This window comes from Lactobacillus sp. M0393 (assembly GCF_016102025.1).
Classification (GTDB): domain Bacteria; phylum Bacillota; class Bacilli; order Lactobacillales; family Lactobacillaceae; genus Lactobacillus; species Lactobacillus melliventris.
Genome location: NZ_JACFPK010000001.1, coordinates 16,172 through 32,711, shown reverse-complemented (window position 1 = coordinate 32,711; position 16,540 = coordinate 16,172). Strand labels below are relative to the sequence as shown.

19 protein-coding genes are annotated in these 16,540 nt (G+C 35.7%); 17 read left to right on the top strand and 2 right to left on the bottom strand.

What is annotated here, in order from left to right; all coding sequences use genetic code 11:
• The first annotated feature begins 21 nt into the window (after positions 1-21).
• The 8 genes from H3R29_RS00165 to H3R29_RS00130 all read left to right on the top strand — a co-directional run bounded on the left by H3R29_RS00165 (position 22) and on the right by H3R29_RS00130 (position 7,395).
• Positions 22-897 carry an alpha/beta hydrolase gene (locus tag H3R29_RS00165; protein WP_198202220.1) on the top strand — a complete coding sequence of 292 codons (876 nt, stop codon included), beginning with the start codon at positions 22-24 and terminating at the stop codon, positions 895-897.
• 87 nt (positions 898-984) lie between these two features.
• Positions 985-2,073: a DUF4097 family beta strand repeat-containing protein gene (locus H3R29_RS00160; protein WP_198202219.1), complete on the top strand. Its 1,089-nt coding sequence runs from the start codon at positions 985-987 to the stop codon at positions 2,071-2,073.
• 561 nt (positions 2,074-2,634) lie between these two features.
• Positions 2,635-2,961, top strand: coding sequence for a PadR family transcriptional regulator (locus tag H3R29_RS00155; protein ID WP_046324117.1), 327 nt, complete (start codon positions 2,635-2,637; stop codon positions 2,959-2,961).
• On the top strand, positions 2,942-3,586 hold the full coding sequence (locus tag H3R29_RS00150; RefSeq protein WP_122037132.1) for a DUF1700 domain-containing protein: 645 nt from the start codon (positions 2,942-2,944) through the stop codon (positions 3,584-3,586). The genes H3R29_RS00155 and H3R29_RS00150 overlap by 20 nt, the downstream gene beginning before the upstream one ends.
• A 2-nt stretch (positions 3,587-3,588) precedes the next feature.
• Positions 3,589-4,386 carry a DUF4097 family beta strand repeat-containing protein gene (locus H3R29_RS00145; protein ID WP_122037131.1) on the top strand — a complete coding sequence of 266 codons (798 nt, stop codon included), beginning with the start codon at positions 3,589-3,591 and terminating at the stop codon, positions 4,384-4,386.
• An 80-nt stretch (positions 4,387-4,466) separates the two neighbouring features.
• Positions 4,467-5,357 carry a DUF4097 family beta strand repeat-containing protein gene (locus H3R29_RS00140; protein WP_198202218.1) on the top strand — a complete coding sequence of 297 codons (891 nt, stop codon included), beginning with the start codon at positions 4,467-4,469 and terminating at the stop codon, positions 5,355-5,357.
• Positions 5,358-5,560: 203 nt separating this feature from the next.
• A complete protein-coding gene (locus H3R29_RS00135) occupies positions 5,561-6,295 on the top strand; it encodes a DUF4097 family beta strand repeat-containing protein (protein WP_198202217.1) in 735 nt (244 codons plus the stop codon).
• Between the two features lie 359 nt (positions 6,296-6,654).
• Positions 6,655-7,395 carry a DUF4097 family beta strand repeat-containing protein gene (locus H3R29_RS00130; protein ID WP_174794744.1) on the top strand — a complete coding sequence of 247 codons (741 nt, stop codon included), beginning with the start codon at positions 6,655-6,657 and terminating at the stop codon, positions 7,393-7,395.
• A 55-nt stretch (positions 7,396-7,450) separates the two neighbouring features.
• Here the strand turns inward: H3R29_RS00130 and H3R29_RS00125 are convergent, their stop codons facing one another.
• Complete coding sequence (locus tag H3R29_RS00125; protein ID WP_198202216.1) at positions 7,451-8,170, bottom strand: GntR family transcriptional regulator; 720 nt, start codon at positions 8,168-8,170, stop codon at positions 7,451-7,453.
• 109 nt (positions 8,171-8,279) lie between these two features.
• Complete coding sequence (gene deoC, locus H3R29_RS00120; protein WP_198202215.1) at positions 8,280-8,987, bottom strand: deoxyribose-phosphate aldolase; 708 nt, start codon at positions 8,985-8,987, stop codon at positions 8,280-8,282.
• Positions 8,988-9,148: 161 nt separating this feature from the next.
• On the opposite strand from deoC, the gene H3R29_RS00115 reads away from it, so the two are divergent.
• From H3R29_RS00115 to H3R29_RS00075, 9 genes are all read left to right on the top strand, one after another.
• On the top strand, positions 9,149-9,562 hold the full coding sequence (locus H3R29_RS00115; RefSeq protein ID WP_198202214.1) for a PTS mannose/fructose/sorbose family IIA subunit: 414 nt from the start codon (positions 9,149-9,151) through the stop codon (positions 9,560-9,562).
• Between the two features lie 23 nt (positions 9,563-9,585).
• Positions 9,586-10,080, top strand: coding sequence for a PTS sugar transporter subunit IIB (locus H3R29_RS00110; protein WP_046324109.1), 495 nt, complete (start codon positions 9,586-9,588; stop codon positions 10,078-10,080).
• Between the two features lie 18 nt (positions 10,081-10,098).
• On the top strand, positions 10,099-10,944 hold the full coding sequence (locus tag H3R29_RS00105; RefSeq protein WP_198202213.1) for a PTS sugar transporter subunit IIC: 846 nt from the start codon (positions 10,099-10,101) through the stop codon (positions 10,942-10,944).
• 15 nt (positions 10,945-10,959) lie between these two features.
• Positions 10,960-11,796 carry a PTS system mannose/fructose/sorbose family transporter subunit IID gene (locus tag H3R29_RS00100; RefSeq protein ID WP_046324108.1) on the top strand — a complete coding sequence of 279 codons (837 nt, stop codon included), beginning with the start codon at positions 10,960-10,962 and terminating at the stop codon, positions 11,794-11,796.
• A gap of 283 nt (positions 11,797-12,079) precedes the next feature.
• Positions 12,080-12,844, top strand: coding sequence for a 1-acyl-sn-glycerol-3-phosphate acyltransferase (locus H3R29_RS00095; RefSeq protein WP_198202212.1), 765 nt, complete (start codon positions 12,080-12,082; stop codon positions 12,842-12,844).
• A 10-nt stretch (positions 12,845-12,854) separates the two neighbouring features.
• Complete coding sequence (locus H3R29_RS00090; RefSeq protein WP_046324106.1) at positions 12,855-13,694, top strand: glycosyltransferase; 840 nt, start codon at positions 12,855-12,857, stop codon at positions 13,692-13,694.
• A gap of 20 nt (positions 13,695-13,714) precedes the next feature.
• On the top strand, positions 13,715-14,662 hold the full coding sequence (locus H3R29_RS00085) for a glycosyltransferase family 8 protein (RefSeq protein ID WP_198202211.1): 948 nt from the start codon (positions 13,715-13,717) through the stop codon (positions 14,660-14,662).
• Positions 14,659-15,546, top strand: coding sequence for a lysophospholipid acyltransferase family protein (locus tag H3R29_RS00080; RefSeq protein WP_198202210.1), 888 nt, complete (start codon positions 14,659-14,661; stop codon positions 15,544-15,546). The genes H3R29_RS00085 and H3R29_RS00080 overlap by 4 nt, the downstream gene beginning before the upstream one ends.
• A 70-nt stretch (positions 15,547-15,616) precedes the next feature.
• Positions 15,617-15,847 (top strand): cytochrome b5 domain-containing protein, encoded by a 231-nt coding sequence (locus H3R29_RS00075; protein ID WP_110445406.1) that lies wholly within the window; start codon positions 15,617-15,619, stop codon positions 15,845-15,847.
• Positions 15,848-16,540: the final 693 nt, after the last annotated feature.

Genomic DNA, 16,540 nt, shown 5'->3' with positions numbered 1-16,540 from the left:
AATTATAAAAAAGGTAATATTATGAAGAAAAAGTGGTTAATCGGATTAGGCAGTATTTTAGGTGTGTTGCTGCTTATAACCATGCTGTGCCATATTTTTAAAAAGACAAACCTTGAGCCGTCTGAAGAAGTCAGCTCCACATTCAAGAAAAAAACTCCTTTTGCAGCAGTGCCTACCATCTATTTGCATGGCTATGGTGCGGGAGCACGATCTACTGCGGGCATGATTGCATATGCTCAGCAGCATAATGGTGCTCATAAAGTCTTAACGGCCAGAATTTCTGCTAGCGGCAAAGTTGATTTACGAGGAAGTTGGCCCCGCGCTACTAAACGACCACTTATTCAAGTGATTTTACAGGACAATAAAAACAGTAATTATTATACTACCCGCGAGTGGTTTTATAATTTGATTTTACTTTTAAAACAAAAATATCATATTAAATACTATAATACCGTTGCTCATTCCATGGGAAACATTATGACACTTGCCTACCAGCTAAAATACGGTAAAGATAGTAACTTACCGCGATTAAAAAAGCAAGTTAATCTTGGTGCACCCTTTAATGGCATCATTGGCATAGATGAGGAACCCAATCATAATTACCTGCTCAAAAATGGGCGGCCAAAGTACATGACCCAATCCTACAAATATTTTTTAATGCACCGTCATAGTTTTCCCAATAATGTTTCTATATTAAATATTTTTGGTAATAAAGAAGACGGTACTAATTCAGATGATGATGTCAGTTGTGTTTCAGCGCAATCTTTGCGGTACCTGCTAAGAGGCAAGGGCAATTATCATGAAATCGAAATTAAGGGCGCAAATGGTCAACACAGTAAATTACATGAAAATTACAAAGTAGATCGGATCATTGGGCAATTTTTGTGGTCTAAATAATTTTTTATTTTAAGTAATTTTAATATTTTTATCATAATTTTTAGCGTATAATAAAAGGAAAAGTACGTTTTTAGTAACAGGAGAAAAATGATGAATCCACTATTTGAAAATTTCATCTCAAAGTTAGCTCTTAATTTATCAACTTTGTCCACAGCTGAGCAAAAATACACATTAGATTTTTACCGTGATTTTCTACTTGATGGTGACTTTCAAACAAAAGAAGAAATTAACAGAGAATTAGGAACTCCAGACAGTTTGGCCCAACAAATTAAACATGATTATGTTAGGTTTTTAATAGCAGCCACATCTTCTGCTAATGCTCCGCATGCCAGTGATAATTATTTTAACGGCTTGCGTGTTAAAAAATATCCGCGCAAGGAGCGTACTATTGCTCCTGGAGGCTTTAGTGAAGTAAAACTGGAAGTGTTGGACACTGATGTAGTGATTCGTCAAGGTCAGCAATTTCAAATAGTAGTGGCAGATTATAGTAGTCGGCCAATACGAATAGATTTAGTTAAGCAGACATTAGTAGTTAAAGAGTTTCCCACTGAACAAAAAAATCATGTGCTTATGTTCAACAGACTTACCGATGCCAGTCGCGTAGAAATTACCGTTCCTAATGTAGATTCGCTAACTGAAATTAGTGGACATAACCGCGATGGTGACGTTATGTTACAAAATCTCAGTCTTAATAATATTGTACTTGACTTGCATGATGGAGATTTATACTTAAATAACGTTCAAGTCTCAGACCAACTAACCTTTTCTGGCAGAGACTCTGACTTCTTTGTCACCCAGTCAAAAATTGCTCAGTTAGCAAGCAGAGTTCATGACGGAGATGTCAGTTTTAAACGCAGTATTCTTAAGCAAATTGTCGTCAAAACAGGTGATGGCGATGTAGAAATTAACCAATGTCACGCTAACCTCAACCTAGAAGCAAAAGACGGGGATATTAAGATTGAGCGCAGTCAGCTTACTAACCAAAACATTGTTAAAACTGCAGACGGTGATTTGAGGTTAAGCCATCTTGCTCACGAGATCAGCGTACAATTAAAAACAAGTGATGGAGACATCATTTATCACCATTCCAATATTGGCAACAGCTTTAATAGTCAAAACACACAAAGTGATTCCCTAACAGCAGTCTCAAGAGACGGAGATATTATCATCAGTTAGAAATACATCTGTTAAAAAGATATCGTCTAATCAATTTACTATTACACATGTTCTTATATTTCGCTCATTAACAAGAAAAAGTTCACCTGTTTCTCGACATATATTTGGAATAGACCACTTTGATCATTAATTTAGATTCTAGCTAGTATTATTGCTAGCAAAAAGCCTGATAACTTTGTGCTTATCAGGTTTTTTCTATTTTATTCAAGCTATAAAGCTTCCTCTAAAAGCTGCACTACTACAACATTTTAAAATCGAATAACCTCATCCGCTTTAGCTATTAAGTCATCATCATATGTGTGGGTTACATATAATAATGTAACAGGTAAACTTAACAGCTTACCACATGGATAAGTCATCAACAGGATAAATTATAGAGCCAAATTAATAACCGCCAAAGTATGCCAGCACAGAGACGGTTATTTTTTGTCCTAACATTTTGAGAAAGGTCGATTGTTAATTTTTCGGTATATTTATAAAAAAGTTATGGCTTGGTACTTGCTAATTTCTGCGGCCTAAATTAAAATATTATATAACATATAATATTAGGGGAGGCAAAGCATGGCAATCCAAATACCAACTCGTTTGCTAGATGGTGCGGTTTTAGCTTTTCTAAAACAAGATGATCTGTATGGCTACGCTTTGACGCAAAATGTGCAAAAGATTTTCTCTATCTCCGAGTCAACTATTTACCCTGTTTTACGAAGACTAAAAAAGGATAACTGCTTAACAACTTATGATGAGCCTTATCAGGGGCGAAACCGGCGCTACTACCATATTACTGCTGAAGGAATAACGATGCTAAACTCAATTCAAGATGAATGGCTAGATTTTAGTGCAAAAGTTAATCAAGTATTAGGAGGACAAAATGACCAAAGTAATTGCTGATTATATTGCCGAACTTGAACAAAACTTAGTCGATTTACCTGCAAAAGACCGTGAAGATGTCGTTGAATTTTACCGTGAATTTTTATTAGATGGCGACTTCGTCAGACGTTCTACAATTGAGGCGGAATTAGGAACTCCTAAACAGCTGGCAATCAATATCTTAGCTGATTATTCAACTAAAGATGATTCAGCACCTGCCAAAACAGAAACTCCTAAGTCAAACTTAAAGGCCAGCTGGTATATATTATTGGGAATTTGTGCTGCTCCGATCGGGATACCGCTTATTTTGGTAATTTTATTCGCAATCTTCTTTTTACTGGCTATTTTCTTTGGCTTATTTTTTGCCTTAATAAGATTTTTGTTTAATTTTTTTGTTGGTGGTGGTTTTAACTTCCTGAAGTCGCTATCTCTCCTATTCACCAGTGATTGGCCAACAGGCTGCGTCTATTTAGGTAAATCGTTAATTTATATCGGCGTCATCCTGCTGTTACTCCCGTTTATTGTCAAACTAGGCAAAATTTTGATTGCCAAGTGTACCCAAATTATTAGAAACTTAGGTAAAAACCTGCTTAAGAAAAATTACTTTCAGACGAGTTCTGACAAAAATACAGATAAGGAAAAATAAAAATGAAAAAGTTTTATAAAATTGGTGGTGTGATACTGCTTATCGGGCTGATTCTACTACTCGTATTTAGATTAAATGATAACCCGTCACATGATTATAATGGTAAACGCACTCATTATAATGCAAGCAAGACTTTTTACGTGAATAAGTTCGACAGTATTAAGTTAGCCTGTTACAGACCCGATATCAGAATTTCACTTAAGGATATTAACAAGTTTAAAGTGGTGGTTAGAGGTGGTCACGGAGCAGACATCAAAAAAATAAAAACCAATGTCGCTAACAATCAGCTCACTATTTCGGATCAGCCAGAACATCATTATAATGATGGTTATTATGCAGTCGACATTTATATTCCTGCTAAAAACGCAGTGAAAAAGATAACTGGTTTTTGTGAAGAAGGCGATTTTTATATCAACAGTTTAAATGTTCCCCGCATCAATTTGACAATAGAAGATGGCGACGTTTTGCTTAATAAGCTTACTGCAAAAAACCTTGACCTAAATTCAAATGACGGTGACCTCAAAGTAAACCAGTCAACTTTTTCACGTAGTTCACTAAAACTAAATGATGGCGATGTTAAAATTAGCGACTCTCAAATACTAAATAACAGCTCAGTTATATTGAATGACGGCGACTTTTCAATGTCAAATGCCCCTAAAATCAACTATGTATTGACCAACCATTCGGATGATAAAATCATGTTTAAAGGTTCTTACCATTCCAACCATTTTGCAAAAAAAGTTAAAAATAAACCCGTACTAAAAGTTACCAGTATGGATGGCGATATTCTAATTAATTAGTGGGCAAGTAATTTACATAGATGCTTTCTTGGTAAGTAGCACCTATTCAAAAAAACGTAGCCCAAACAAGGAGGAGAGCAATGAAAAAGTTTTACCAAATTAGCGGGCTGATCGTCATTATTGGCATAATTTTATTTATTTTTGGCCATGCAAAAGGTGGCAATGAAGATATCAATAACATTCATTCGGGCCAGACAACTAATATTGGCAATTTTTTTAATCATAATCAAAGAAGTAGAAAATCCCACCACGTAGTAGCCAAAAAACGTACTTTTAATGTAGGCAAATTTTCTAAGATTAATATTGACGCCGAAGAGCCCAATATCCAAATCACTAAAGGAAACGACTTTCAAGTTACTATCAGCGGTCCTAATATCAAAAAGATTAGTGCTAAAGTTGAAGACGACCAGCTGACCATTTCTGACAATAATGCTTATGAGGACGGGACTTATCAGGTAAATGTTACCGTTCCGGCAGATGACTCTATCACAGAAATATCAGGATCATGTTCTGAAGGTAATATTCATTTAACTAACTTAACTGTTTCTGACCTCAACTTACAGCTTGAAGATGGTAATGTCAGTGCTGAAAACGTGAAAGCTCGCAAAGCCAATTTTGACCTGGTCGACGGTGATTTAAAAGTTAATAATTCAATTTTAACGAATAGTACTTTAAACTTTAATGAAGGTGATTTAACTATTACAAATAGTCAATTTAAAATTAAGGCAACTTTGGGTGATGGTGATGTAAGAGTCAATGATTCCAAATTATTGGCTGACAGCTCCTTTAATTTAAGTGAAGGAGATTTCCAAATGAGCAGACCGCCTAAGATCAGTTACCAGTTGACAACTTCTTCAGAGAATGAACTTATATTGCATGGTAATAACTATCACAAACATTTTGCTAAAAAATTAAAGAGTGCGCCTCTACTCAAAGTTTCTTGTGGTGACGGTGACATTCTCATAAATTAACTTCTATACATCTTGCAGCTGATTAAGCTCATAAAGCAAGAGACTTGGATTAATTTTAAAAATTAATCCAAGTCTCTTTAATTGGTTATTTTAGTTGACTAAATCTAATACTTTATTTTTTATTGCTTCACTTAAACTAGCATGATATTATAAGATAAAGCAAAAATTAAATTAGTGTTAAAAAGATAAGGGACAGATTAATCATGAAAATACATATTGGCGGAGACTTTGATCAAGAATTTGAAACTCATGATGAAAAAGTAGAATCACAAGAAATTGATTTAGAAAATTTTAGCAACATAGATGTTGAAATAGCCGCCTCTGGTGTTTCTGTTCAAGTAGGCGCTGATTTTCATATATCAACTTATGACATTAATCCTGATCGGATAAAAATTCGTGTGGTAGAGAAAACCCTTTTTATTCGTGCACGAAAGCCTCATTTTAACAAAAAAGTTTATATTCGCAAAATTAAACCTAAAATAACTATTACCATACCTCAAGCTGCAGAGCTCAATGAAGTCCAGATAATTGACTTTGCTGGCAACATTGACCTAGCTGGATTTAATATGCAGAAACTTGATGTCAGAGCAAATGCTGGTTCCTTAAAATTACAGGACATCACGATCCAAAATAAAGCCGAAATGGTGCTAGACGCTGGTAGTTTATACATCAATCACTGTAAGATGAATTCTAATGCAAATCTAGCTGCCGGAACTATCAGGGTCACAAGCTTGCAAGGGAAAAACCACTTTAATCTAGCCGCTGGTTCATTAAAAATGATAGATGATGAAGAGCATAAGACAGATTACGATTTATTTGCCACTTTAGGATCGATCTACTTTCATGGTAATAGAATGGGCAAGCATTTTTACAAGCATGAAGGCAGTGCCAACCAATTAACTGCTATCAGTTCGGTGGGCTCAATCAAAATTCAATAAATGAGTAGACCATCTAAGGCCAGTTACCAGTTGGCAATTTCTTCTGAGGATGAACTTGTATTCACGGTAATAACCTATCACAAACATTTTACTAAAAAATTAAGAGGGGTGCGTCGCTACTCAAAGTTCCCTGTGGTGACGGTGACATTCTTATAGATTTAACTTCTATACAATCTGCAGCTAATTACCAGCATAAAGCAAAAAGATTTGAATTGATTTTTGAAATTAATTCAAATCTTTCTAACTGTCTAGATCAAAGTAATAAATACAAAGTTTAATTTTTTATTGCCTAGCTTAAACTAGCATGATATCATAAGGAAAAATTAAATTAGTGTTAAAAGATAAGAGATAGCTTAATTATGGAAATACATATTGACGGAGACTTTGATCAAGAATTTGAAGATGAAAAAGTAGAATCACAAGAAATTGATTTGGAAAATTTTAGCAACATAGATGCAAAAACATATGTTGCTAATGTTACTGTTCAAGTGGGCGCTGATTTTCATATATCAACTCATGACATTAATCCTGAGCGCATGAAAATTAGTGTGGCAGAACAAACTCTTTTTATTCGTGAGCAAAAGCCTCATTATCCTCATAATCATCAGAAAAAAATTTATATTTGCAAAGCCGAATATAAAATGACAATTACGGTTCCCCAGACTGCCGTGCTCAATGAGGTACGAATAAACGACTTTTCCGGTAGACTTAATTTGAGTGGCCTGAATATGCAGAAACTTGATGTCAGAGCAAATGCTGGTTCCTTAAAATTACAGGACGTCACGATTCAAAATGATACTAAAATACGTTTAGATGCGGGTAATTTAGATATCTACCAGTGTAAGATGAATTCTAATGCAAATCTAGCTGCTGGATCTGTCAAGATCAAAGGTTTACAAGGAAAAAACCACTTTCAACTGGCTGCCGGATCACTAAAAACGTTAGACGCTAGAGATGATCAGACTGATTATGATTTATCTACTACTCTTGGCTCAATCTACTTTCACGGCAGTAGAATGGGCAAGCATTTTTACAAGCATGAAGGCAGTGTCAACCAATTAACTGCTGTCAGCTCGGTGGGCTCAATCAAAATTCAATAAAAGAAGACTTACTTCGACTTGCACAGGCAAAGTAAGTCTTTTTTAATGTATAAAATTAGCGCTGGACATCAATTATAAATGAGTTAATATCTCCCCGATATTTGGCAATCGAATATTCAATTGGCCGTTCATCCCTTGTCAGTCCTTGAGTGTGAAAGTAGAACACCGGCTTATTAACTGCAATGTTTAATAAGTTGGCGGTAGTTTCGTCAGCTTCTATTACTTCCAATCGCCTCACTACTCGCGTAACTTTTAAATGATACTTTTCAAGAGTACTATATAAAGATTCCTGGGCAAAATTATAATTAATCAACTCAGGTATCCTCTGTTTAGGCACATAAGTTGTAACTAAAACAATCGGTTGATCATTGGCATAGCGCAGCCGCACTAATTTAAAAACCGGTGCTTTCTCAGGCATCTGTAGATTTTTGCTTACTTCGGGTGTCGCTTTTTCTTCATCAAAATATAGCAAATTAGTTTTAGGGTAGATACCCTTAGCACTCATTTCTGCGCTATAGCTTTCAATCAAATGGGTAAATTCTTGCTCAATCTTAACTTTTTTAACTAGTGTCCCTCGCTTACGCTTTCGCTCCAGATAACCTTGATTAACTAACAATGAAATTGCTTGCCGCATTGTTGGCCTGCTCACCTGATATTTATCCGCTAATGCAGTTTCCGGTGGAATAATTGTATTTTGCGGGTAAAAACCAGTTTGAATTTTATTCAAAAGATCATTGGCAATTACTTGGTATTTAGGGAGTTCTTTTTCTACCAATTTATTCCATCACTTTCACATTATTAATTATGTCATTATAAAAATAATATACCATGCAAAAAGCCAGTGTAAAGAGTTAGCTGTTACTTTTTTTACACTGACTTTTTATTTAAATTTCAATTGCGTTGATACCATCTTTTTCAAATCGTTGTTTAAGAGTTTCAATAATCTTTACACCTGAACTGGTACCTATACGTTCGGCCCCAGCTGCAATCATTGCCAGGAAATCATCAGTGTTACGGATGCCGCCTGCTGCTTTGACTTTGACATCAGGACCAACATTTTCTTTCATTAGCTTAACATCTTCTACTTTTGCACCAGCGGTGCCAAAGCCAGTTGAAGTTTTGACAAAATCTGGTTTCACCTTTTTAGCAATTAAGGCAAGCTGCTTAATTTCAGCCTTAGTCAAGTAGCAGGTTTCAAAAATGACCTTACATGGTACATGATGGTCACGGCAAAGTTTAACCATTTGAGTCATTTCATCTTCGATATAAGACCAATTATGAGCTCGCACTTGCGTTAAATTAACAACATAATCGATTTCATTAGCACCATTTTGTAATGCATCTTTAGTTTCTGCCAATTTACAAGTTATTGTAGTTTGGCCCAAAGGAAAACTGATCGCAGCCCCAGTATCAATATCCGTCCCCTTTAGTTGCTGGGCACAAAATTCAGATTGAACTTCATTAATTGCTACCATCTTAAAATGATATTTTTTAGCTTCATCGCAAAGCTTTTTCATGTCTTCTTCGGTTGCATCCGCATGTAAGTTAGTATGATCAATTAGTCGCGCAAAATCATCTATTGTATACTTCATTGTTATTCTCCTTTTTGTATTTACATAAATTGATTTTACCCACAGAAAGTGATAATGTCAACCGCTTACTTTTTATTATAAAAATAGTGTTTGACTTATATAAAGCGATTACATATAATTGTGTTGTAAATTAATATGTATTTACAAAATGGGTGATTTTAGTGAAAATATTATTAACTTCACATGGACATTTAGCACAAGGTATCGCTTCCGGCTTTGAATTTATTGCCGGCAAATCGGACCAGATCATGATACTTGCATTAGATGAAAAAGGAATTGGTTCATATCGTGACCGTCTACAAAAGCTGCTTGACAGTGAAACAGAACCAATCTTAATTCTGGCAGACTTAAAAGGTGGAACTCCATACAATGAGTCCTTTAAGTACTACTTGGCTCATACAGAAAGAATACGAGTGGTCAGTGGACTGAATCTACCAATGCTTTTAGAACTTGTTCCTCAGTTATCTGACAATACAACGCTTGATGAAGCCGTACAGACAGTTTTACAGGCAGGAACCAATGGTATTGCAGTTGCTCAAGACCAGCAAGATGATGATGACGATATTGAATTTTAAAAAATAAGAAAGGTGTAGTAATAATGAGTATTTCAGTAGTAAGAATTGATGATCGGGTAATCCACGGCCAAACTATGACCCGTTGGACAAAAGCACGTCCTGTGGACGGCATTTTAGTTGTCGGTGATAATATTGCCCACGACAAGTTGCGCCGTAAGGTATTAAAAGCTGCTGCTAACGACTTAAAAGTTGGCATTTATACGGTTGCTGAAGCTGGCGAAAAAATCAAAAAGGGCATTGAGTCTAAAAAGAAATTTTTCTTAATCAGCGACTCTCCTAAGACTTTTGCCCAAATGACAGACATGGGCATTGACTTTGGCAAAGTGTTAAATGTGGGGCCGATGAATACCCGTCCTGGAACTAAGGTACTCGGACGGACAGTGGCCATCGATCAAGACGACTATAACGCTTTTGAAGATATTGCCAAGCACGGTATTGACATTCAATTTCAGCTATTACCTGATGATGAAATTAAGCCTTGGTCAACTATGAAAAAGAAATATGATTCTATGTCCTAATTTTTGGAGGCAATAAAAATGAATAATTTATTTTTTCCCGCACTTTTAACAGGAATTTTCTGTTATCTGGGAGCGATTGAAACACCTTGGCTCTTTGGTATGACTGGAGGCTTCTACATTGTTGGTAGACCTTTGGTAGCCGGATTACTAGTCGGTCTTGCCTTTGGTGACATTAAAAATGGTATTTTGTGCGGCTTAGCTGTACAAGCAGTTTTCATCGCTAACCTGTCAACTGGAGGTGCTACTAACAGTGAAATTACTTATGCAGCTTATGGTGGTATCGGTTTAGCAATGGCGACTACTAAAAATCCTGCAATCGCTGTTACCTTAGCCATTCTCATTGGTCAGACATTTGGCTTAATCTTCTACAATGGCAGAATGGCTCTTTATTCTTTCTGGAACACTCGTGCTGAAAATGCTGCTCATAATAATGATGATCGCGGTATCATCCTGAACCATCTAGTTTATCCACAAATCACTACCTTCCTTTTACGTGCTGTACCAGTTTTTCTGGCAATTTATTATGGTAAAGGTTTAGTCAATTGGCTAATCGACAGCATTCCCGCTATTGTAACCCACATTATTCAGGTTTTGGGCGGCGTTTTGCCAGCCTTGGGTATTGCAATGTTAATGAGCATAGTAATCAAAAACAAATCACACTTTATTTTCTTCTTTGTCGGCTTTGTTTTACTAGCTTTTGCCAAATTAAGCATGATTGCAATTGTCTTTATTTCCGCTTTAGTCGCATATCTGTATTACATGGCAACTGGTAAAAGCAGTGCTTCAACTGCTACTAGCTCTGCAAATAATGCAGAACAGGCGGTTGATAATGATGACGAATATGAAGATGAAGACTTATTTTAACGAGAGGTGTTAAAAATGGCTACAAAAGAAAATAATACTGAACCACAAAAGCTACTATCAAAACATGAACTTAATCAAATTTGGTATCGGTGGGGTTTTACACACCTCAGTTCAATGAGCTATGAAAAGTTGCAGGGACATGCCTGGGCATATTCTTACTTACCTTTTGCACGTAAATATTATAAAAATGATCCTGAGAAAAAAAGACGTCTACTTGAACGTCATTCCATGTTTTACAATACTGAACCACAAACAGGGCAAATTATTAATGGGATTGTTGCCTCTCTGGAAGAACAAATTGCTTTAGGTAATGACGTTTCAGAAGAAATGCCAGTTAACATTAAAGCTACTTTAATGGGTCCTTTGGCCGGCATTGGTGATTCAATTATTCAAGGAATTATTGTTCCTATTCTATTATCAATTGCTATGAGTCTAGCCAAGGGTGGCAGTCCTGTCGGACCATTATTTTACATCATTGCCTACGGTATAATCGGACCTACAATTTCCTATATTGCATTTCATAGTGGTTATAAACTGGGAGTTGGTGCAATCGACACTATTGTGGGCGAAAATTCCAAAAGAATTACCGATGCTTTTAACATCTTAGGTGTAATGGTCGTAGGTGCATTAGCCGCAAATACCATTGTCTTAAAGACAGTGGCGAAAATTCCTTTAGGTGGCAAATCGCAACCTTTACAAACGGTTCTAGACGGTATTTTCCCTGGACTATTGCCTTTAGCTATGGTTATTTTAGGCTGGTGGCTTGTTTCCAGTAAACAAATGACAGCCACTAAAGTCATTATCATCATGGTAGTAATTATAACTATTGGTTGTTTGATTGGATTATTTTAACCATGCATTTGTGAAAAGCACATCTTATACTAATTTTCAGTTAATTTAGGAGCACATGTTAATTGTGTGCTCTTTTTGTGTACATAAAGTTAATTTAATCGACAAGTAATTACCTACTTATAATATTTTGGGTAAGTACTTACTTAACTATTAATAAATTAAGCAAGTATGTGAAGATAGATTGCCTAGATAAAGTTATGACAACTAACCTATATCGCCCCCTTTTTAATCTCACAAGATTCATGATAGAATTACTTGATGGCATTATCGAAAGAAGGGTTTCATGGGTAAGCAAAAATACTTTTATCATCATTTAACTGATGATTTGGTAGTTAGCCAGAGCCAGGATTATCACTTGCCAAATAGCTATAATATTTTTCCCCATTCTTTAGGTGGAAAAGTCTGGGCAAAAATTGTACGTTCATTAGGGCATTTAATTAGTATAATCTATATTAAGTTGGTTTTAAGGGTAAAGATAGTTGGCAAGGATAAGCTGCAAGCTGCCACAAATCAAGGCTACTTTATCTATGGCAACCATACCCAAGCCTTTGGTGACGTGGTTTTGCCGCTTAGTATTATTCCAACCAAAAACTATTATGCAATTGGGGCACAATCAAATTGGGGCATCCCTGTGTTAGGCAAACTGGTTTTGCCTTATTTTGGGCTTCCTGTGGGTCAGAACTTACAGCAATCTGGTAAACTAATTAAGGCAGTAGCTACCGTTATTAAGGCTAAAAAAGTAGTTGTCATCTATCCTGAAGCTCACGTTTGGCCCTATTACACTAAAATCAGGCCTTTTCCTGCAACCAGTATGCACTTTCCCGTTACACTTGGCGTGGCCAGTTTTACTATGACTACAACTTATACTAAGCCCAAATGGGGTAAAAGGCCGCGCATAATTGTGTATCTCGATGGCCCTTTTTACCCAGATTCACACATTGGTAAAAAGCAGGCACAAGAAAAGCTGCACCAGGAAATTTATCAAACAATGCAAAAACGAGCCCTAAAAAGTAATTACGAATATTGTACGTACCAAAAAATAAACTAAGGAGTTCTCAATGAATATTCTTTTTTGCGGTGACCATAACGCCGAGGATGGCATTCTTATCGCTACTCTTTCATTATTGAAAAACAGTGGTGCCCAAGAACTCCATATATACATCCTAACAATGTATACTCAAAGTTATCATAAAAAATTTCAGCCTTTTAGTAAGCAAGCGGCTGATTATCTCAAATCACTCTTAGTAAAGCAAAATCCCCAAAACACTTTAAAATTGATGGACTGTACTGGTTTATTTGTCAGAGAACCTCTCATAGCAAATATGAGTACTCATTTTACTCCCTATGCTATGCTCAGACTTTTTGCGGATGAAATACCGCAGCTGCCAAATAAAATATTATATCTTGATGCTGACGTGATTGTCAGACGCAGCTTAGTCAACTTTTACCAGCAAGATTTAACTGGCACTGAACTTGTTGGTGTCCTTGATTACTGGGGGCGCTTCTTTTTCCACAACTTGCACGAACACAAAGTGTTTGATTACGTTAATTCCGGCGTTTTGCTGCTTAACCTGCCTGAAATCAGGAAAACTAACTTATTTGCCCGCATTCGGCACCTCTTACAAACCAGAACTGTTTTAATGCCAGATCAAACTGCGCTTAACCGTTATGCGCGAGAAAAGAAAATTGCTCCCAGGCGTTATAATGAACAGTATAAATTGCAGCCAGACACTGTGATCCAGCACTTTACTACCAGTTTTCGCTTTTGGCCCGTCTTCCATACCTTGACGGTTAAGCCATGGGATGTTCAACGTGTACATAAAGTGCTAAAATTGCATGAATATGATGACATTTTGACTAATTATCTTAATGTTAAAAGCAATTTAATAAAAAAATAACGTTTGGAGAAAATAACAACATGACAATTCCAGTTTTTTATGCTATCAGTGATGACTTTACAAAATACGCGGCAGTATCGCTCAATTCTTTGGTTAAAAATGCCGCTACTGATAAAGATTATACAGTTTATTTTTTAAGTCAGGATTTAACTACACAGCATAAACAGGACCTACAAGAAATAGGTACCAGCAATGTTCACGTTAAGTTTTTTAATATTAATGATGAAATAGTTGCCCCTATTCAGAATCGTACCGAAAACTTTTTGCGGGCTGACTTTTTTACCATGTCCATTTTCTACCGCTTGTTTATTCCTGACCTGTTTCCACAATATGATAAGGCTATTTATATCGACAGTGACACAATCGTTAACGATGATATTGGCAGACTGTATGACACTAAGCTAGGTAGTCACCTCTTTGCCGCTTGCACCGACTCTTCAATTCAACATGTGACAAAAATGGTGAAGTATATTAAAGAAGTGCTAGTGCTTGATCCGAAAAAATATATTAATTCCGGAATGCTGGTTTTAAACTGCAAAGCTTTTCGCGACGAACACTTTATTGACCATTTTATGAGTTTACTCAAAAAATATCATTTTGACTGTATTGCTCCTGATCAAGACTACTTAAATGAAATTGGCGATAAAAGAATTTTACATTTAGATCCCAAATGGGACGCCATGCCAAATGATAATATTGAGCCCCTAGCTAATCCCAGTTTAATTCACTATAATCTTTTCTTTAAACCGTGGCATTTTCAAAATGTGCAGTATGAAGAATATTTTTGGAACAGTGCCAAAGAAACTAAGTTTTACAATGATTTGTTAGCAGAATTAAATAATTATACTGATAAACAGCGTGATGAAGACCGGCACAAATTGGATCATATGCTGGCCAAAGAAGACAAAACCATTAATGACCCTCATAACTGGGCTAATGTAAAAAAACAAGGACCTGTTAGTTTATGATTATCGGTGACAATCGTGAACAAGTAATTCAAAATATTAAAAAAGCTGTTGCTAACAGGGATTGGCATGCCAAAGTCGAAATTGGTGACCCTGTATTATCCCTTAAAGAGAGTAAAGAATTAGTCAACAATTTTTGGCATGAACAAAAAACTGTCAAGGGAAAAATAAATGATCGAATTGGTCACTTGCTTTTCAATACTTTGATGCGTATTTTAACATCATCGACCACATTTACCGGACTCGAAAACCTGGCTGATTTACCTCAAGGCGGGGCAATTATTACGGCCAATCATTTTAATCAAATTGACTCCCTGCCAATTAAACATTTAGCAAATAAAACTCATCATTCATTAACAATTGCCATTGAAGATACTAATTTGAAATTACCGGGAATTTTATGCTATTTAATGAACTATGTGGGCACTATTCCCTTAATAGAAACTCCCAGCTATGTTGGTAACGAATTTCCTCGTCACCTGCATGATGCTTTAGAGCAAAACAACTGGGTTTTAATTTATCCTGAACAGGAAATGTGGTGGAATTACCGCAAACCCCGTGAATTAAAACGGGGCGCATACTATTTTGCTGCTAAGCAAAATGTCCCAGTCATTTCTACTTTTATTGAAATTCAGACAATCGATAAACTAGAAAAAGATCATCCTAATTTTTATCAAACAAAATATGTAGTCCACGTTTTACCACCAATTTTTCCAGACGTTAAACTGAGTGCCAATGAAAATTCCAAGAAGATGATGGCATGTGATTATCAGCAAAAAGTTGCAGCTTATGAAAAGGCTTACCAGCGTAAGTTGGATCTGACTTTTACCCCCTGGGATATTGCTGGCTGGCGTTTCAACTATCAAAAAAATCAAAATAAAGGTTAGACTTGTGATTTTTTTGCGACTATAATTGAGGTGACAATTAGTAAGTGTATTTGGAAAGGGGATATTTCCAATGGAAAAATTCACAAAAGAGTCTTTAGCAAAATATGATGGCAAAAATGGCAATCCAGCCTATGTTGCTATTAAAGGTGTTGTTTATGATGTAACTGGTAATCCGCACTGGACTGATGGTGAGCACCATGGCAATCTAGCCGGCCGTGATTTAACTGTTGCAATAGGACAATCACCTCACGGTGAGAGTGTTCTAGGTAAACTGAAAAAGGTTGGCACTTACGAAGACTAATTAGCTAAATAAGTAAAATGATAATACCCCCAAATTTTAGATAAATTTGGGGGTATTATTATGGTTAAATTACACCAAATCGAAATCAAAGTCTTGCTCTCTGTGCAAAATTGCCAGTTACTTTGGAATTGTAATCGTAAAAATAATATATTCCAGTTTTATTGCCGAATTTAATTAGTGTACAAGTTCAACTTCCTAACACTTATAACAATTGATAGAGATAATTATTTAATTTTATCATGCAAGAAATCTTGTTTTGGTTTTATAGAAATCACTTTGTCTAACGAATAATTAATGTTAATAACGTACAGTAATGAGACATTTTAAAAATCAGCGCACAATATCTGTCAAAAGGAAGTGATGATTATGTTAAAAATCCAACCCGTTTCAGAATTAAGAAATTACAATAAAGTCCTTAATAAAGTTAAAAAAGATAATCCAGTTTTCTTACCAAAAATGGCTATGGCAAATTTGCGCTTATAGATATCGAAGAATATGATGAATTTACTACTGCTCTTGAGCTAATAAATAAGCTGAAAAAAGCTGAAAAATCAAAGCACTATAATTTTGATGAAATTAAAGAAAAGCTATTCAGCTAATGTTCACATTAAAATTATCAAGCCCTTCTATAAAATATTTTGAAAAGTTAAAAACATACTTATTGACTAGATTAGGTGAAAAAGTAAAAAAAGA

Bases quoted from the DNA above. Each gene is read 5' to 3' on its own strand.
- H3R29_RS00165 (WP_198202220.1), top strand. From the start codon at position 22: ATGAAGAAAAAGTGGTTAATCGGATTAGGCAGTATTTTAGGTGTGTTG.
- H3R29_RS00160 (WP_198202219.1), top strand. From the start codon at position 985: ATGATGAATCCACTATTTGAAAATTTCATCTCAAAGTTAGCTCTTAAT.
- H3R29_RS00155 (WP_046324117.1), top strand. From the start codon at position 2,635: ATGGCAATCCAAATACCAACTCGTTTGCTAGATGGTGCGGTTTTAGCT.
- H3R29_RS00150 (WP_122037132.1), top strand. From the start codon at position 2,942: ATGACCAAAGTAATTGCTGATTATATTGCCGAACTTGAACAAAACTTA.
- H3R29_RS00145 (WP_122037131.1), top strand. From the start codon at position 3,589: ATGAAAAAGTTTTATAAAATTGGTGGTGTGATACTGCTTATCGGGCTG.
- H3R29_RS00140 (WP_198202218.1), top strand. From the start codon at position 4,467: ATGAAAAAGTTTTACCAAATTAGCGGGCTGATCGTCATTATTGGCATA.
- H3R29_RS00135 (WP_198202217.1), top strand. From the start codon at position 5,561: ATGAAAATACATATTGGCGGAGACTTTGATCAAGAATTTGAAACTCAT.
- H3R29_RS00130 (WP_174794744.1), top strand. From the start codon at position 6,655: ATGGAAATACATATTGACGGAGACTTTGATCAAGAATTTGAAGATGAA.
- deoC (WP_198202215.1), bottom strand. From the start codon at position 8,987: ATGAAGTATACAATAGATGATTTTGCGCGACTAATTGATCATACTAAC.
- H3R29_RS00110 (WP_046324109.1), top strand. From the start codon at position 9,586: ATGAGTATTTCAGTAGTAAGAATTGATGATCGGGTAATCCACGGCCAA.
- H3R29_RS00105 (WP_198202213.1), top strand. From the start codon at position 10,099: ATGAATAATTTATTTTTTCCCGCACTTTTAACAGGAATTTTCTGTTAT.
- H3R29_RS00100 (WP_046324108.1), top strand. From the start codon at position 10,960: ATGGCTACAAAAGAAAATAATACTGAACCACAAAAGCTACTATCAAAA.
- H3R29_RS00095 (WP_198202212.1), top strand. From the start codon at position 12,080: ATGGGTAAGCAAAAATACTTTTATCATCATTTAACTGATGATTTGGTA.
- H3R29_RS00090 (WP_046324106.1), top strand. From the start codon at position 12,855: ATGAATATTCTTTTTTGCGGTGACCATAACGCCGAGGATGGCATTCTT.
- H3R29_RS00085 (WP_198202211.1), top strand. From the start codon at position 13,715: ATGACAATTCCAGTTTTTTATGCTATCAGTGATGACTTTACAAAATAC.
- H3R29_RS00080 (WP_198202210.1), top strand. From the start codon at position 14,659: ATGATTATCGGTGACAATCGTGAACAAGTAATTCAAAATATTAAAAAA.
- H3R29_RS00075 (WP_110445406.1), top strand. From the start codon at position 15,617: ATGGAAAAATTCACAAAAGAGTCTTTAGCAAAATATGATGGCAAAAAT.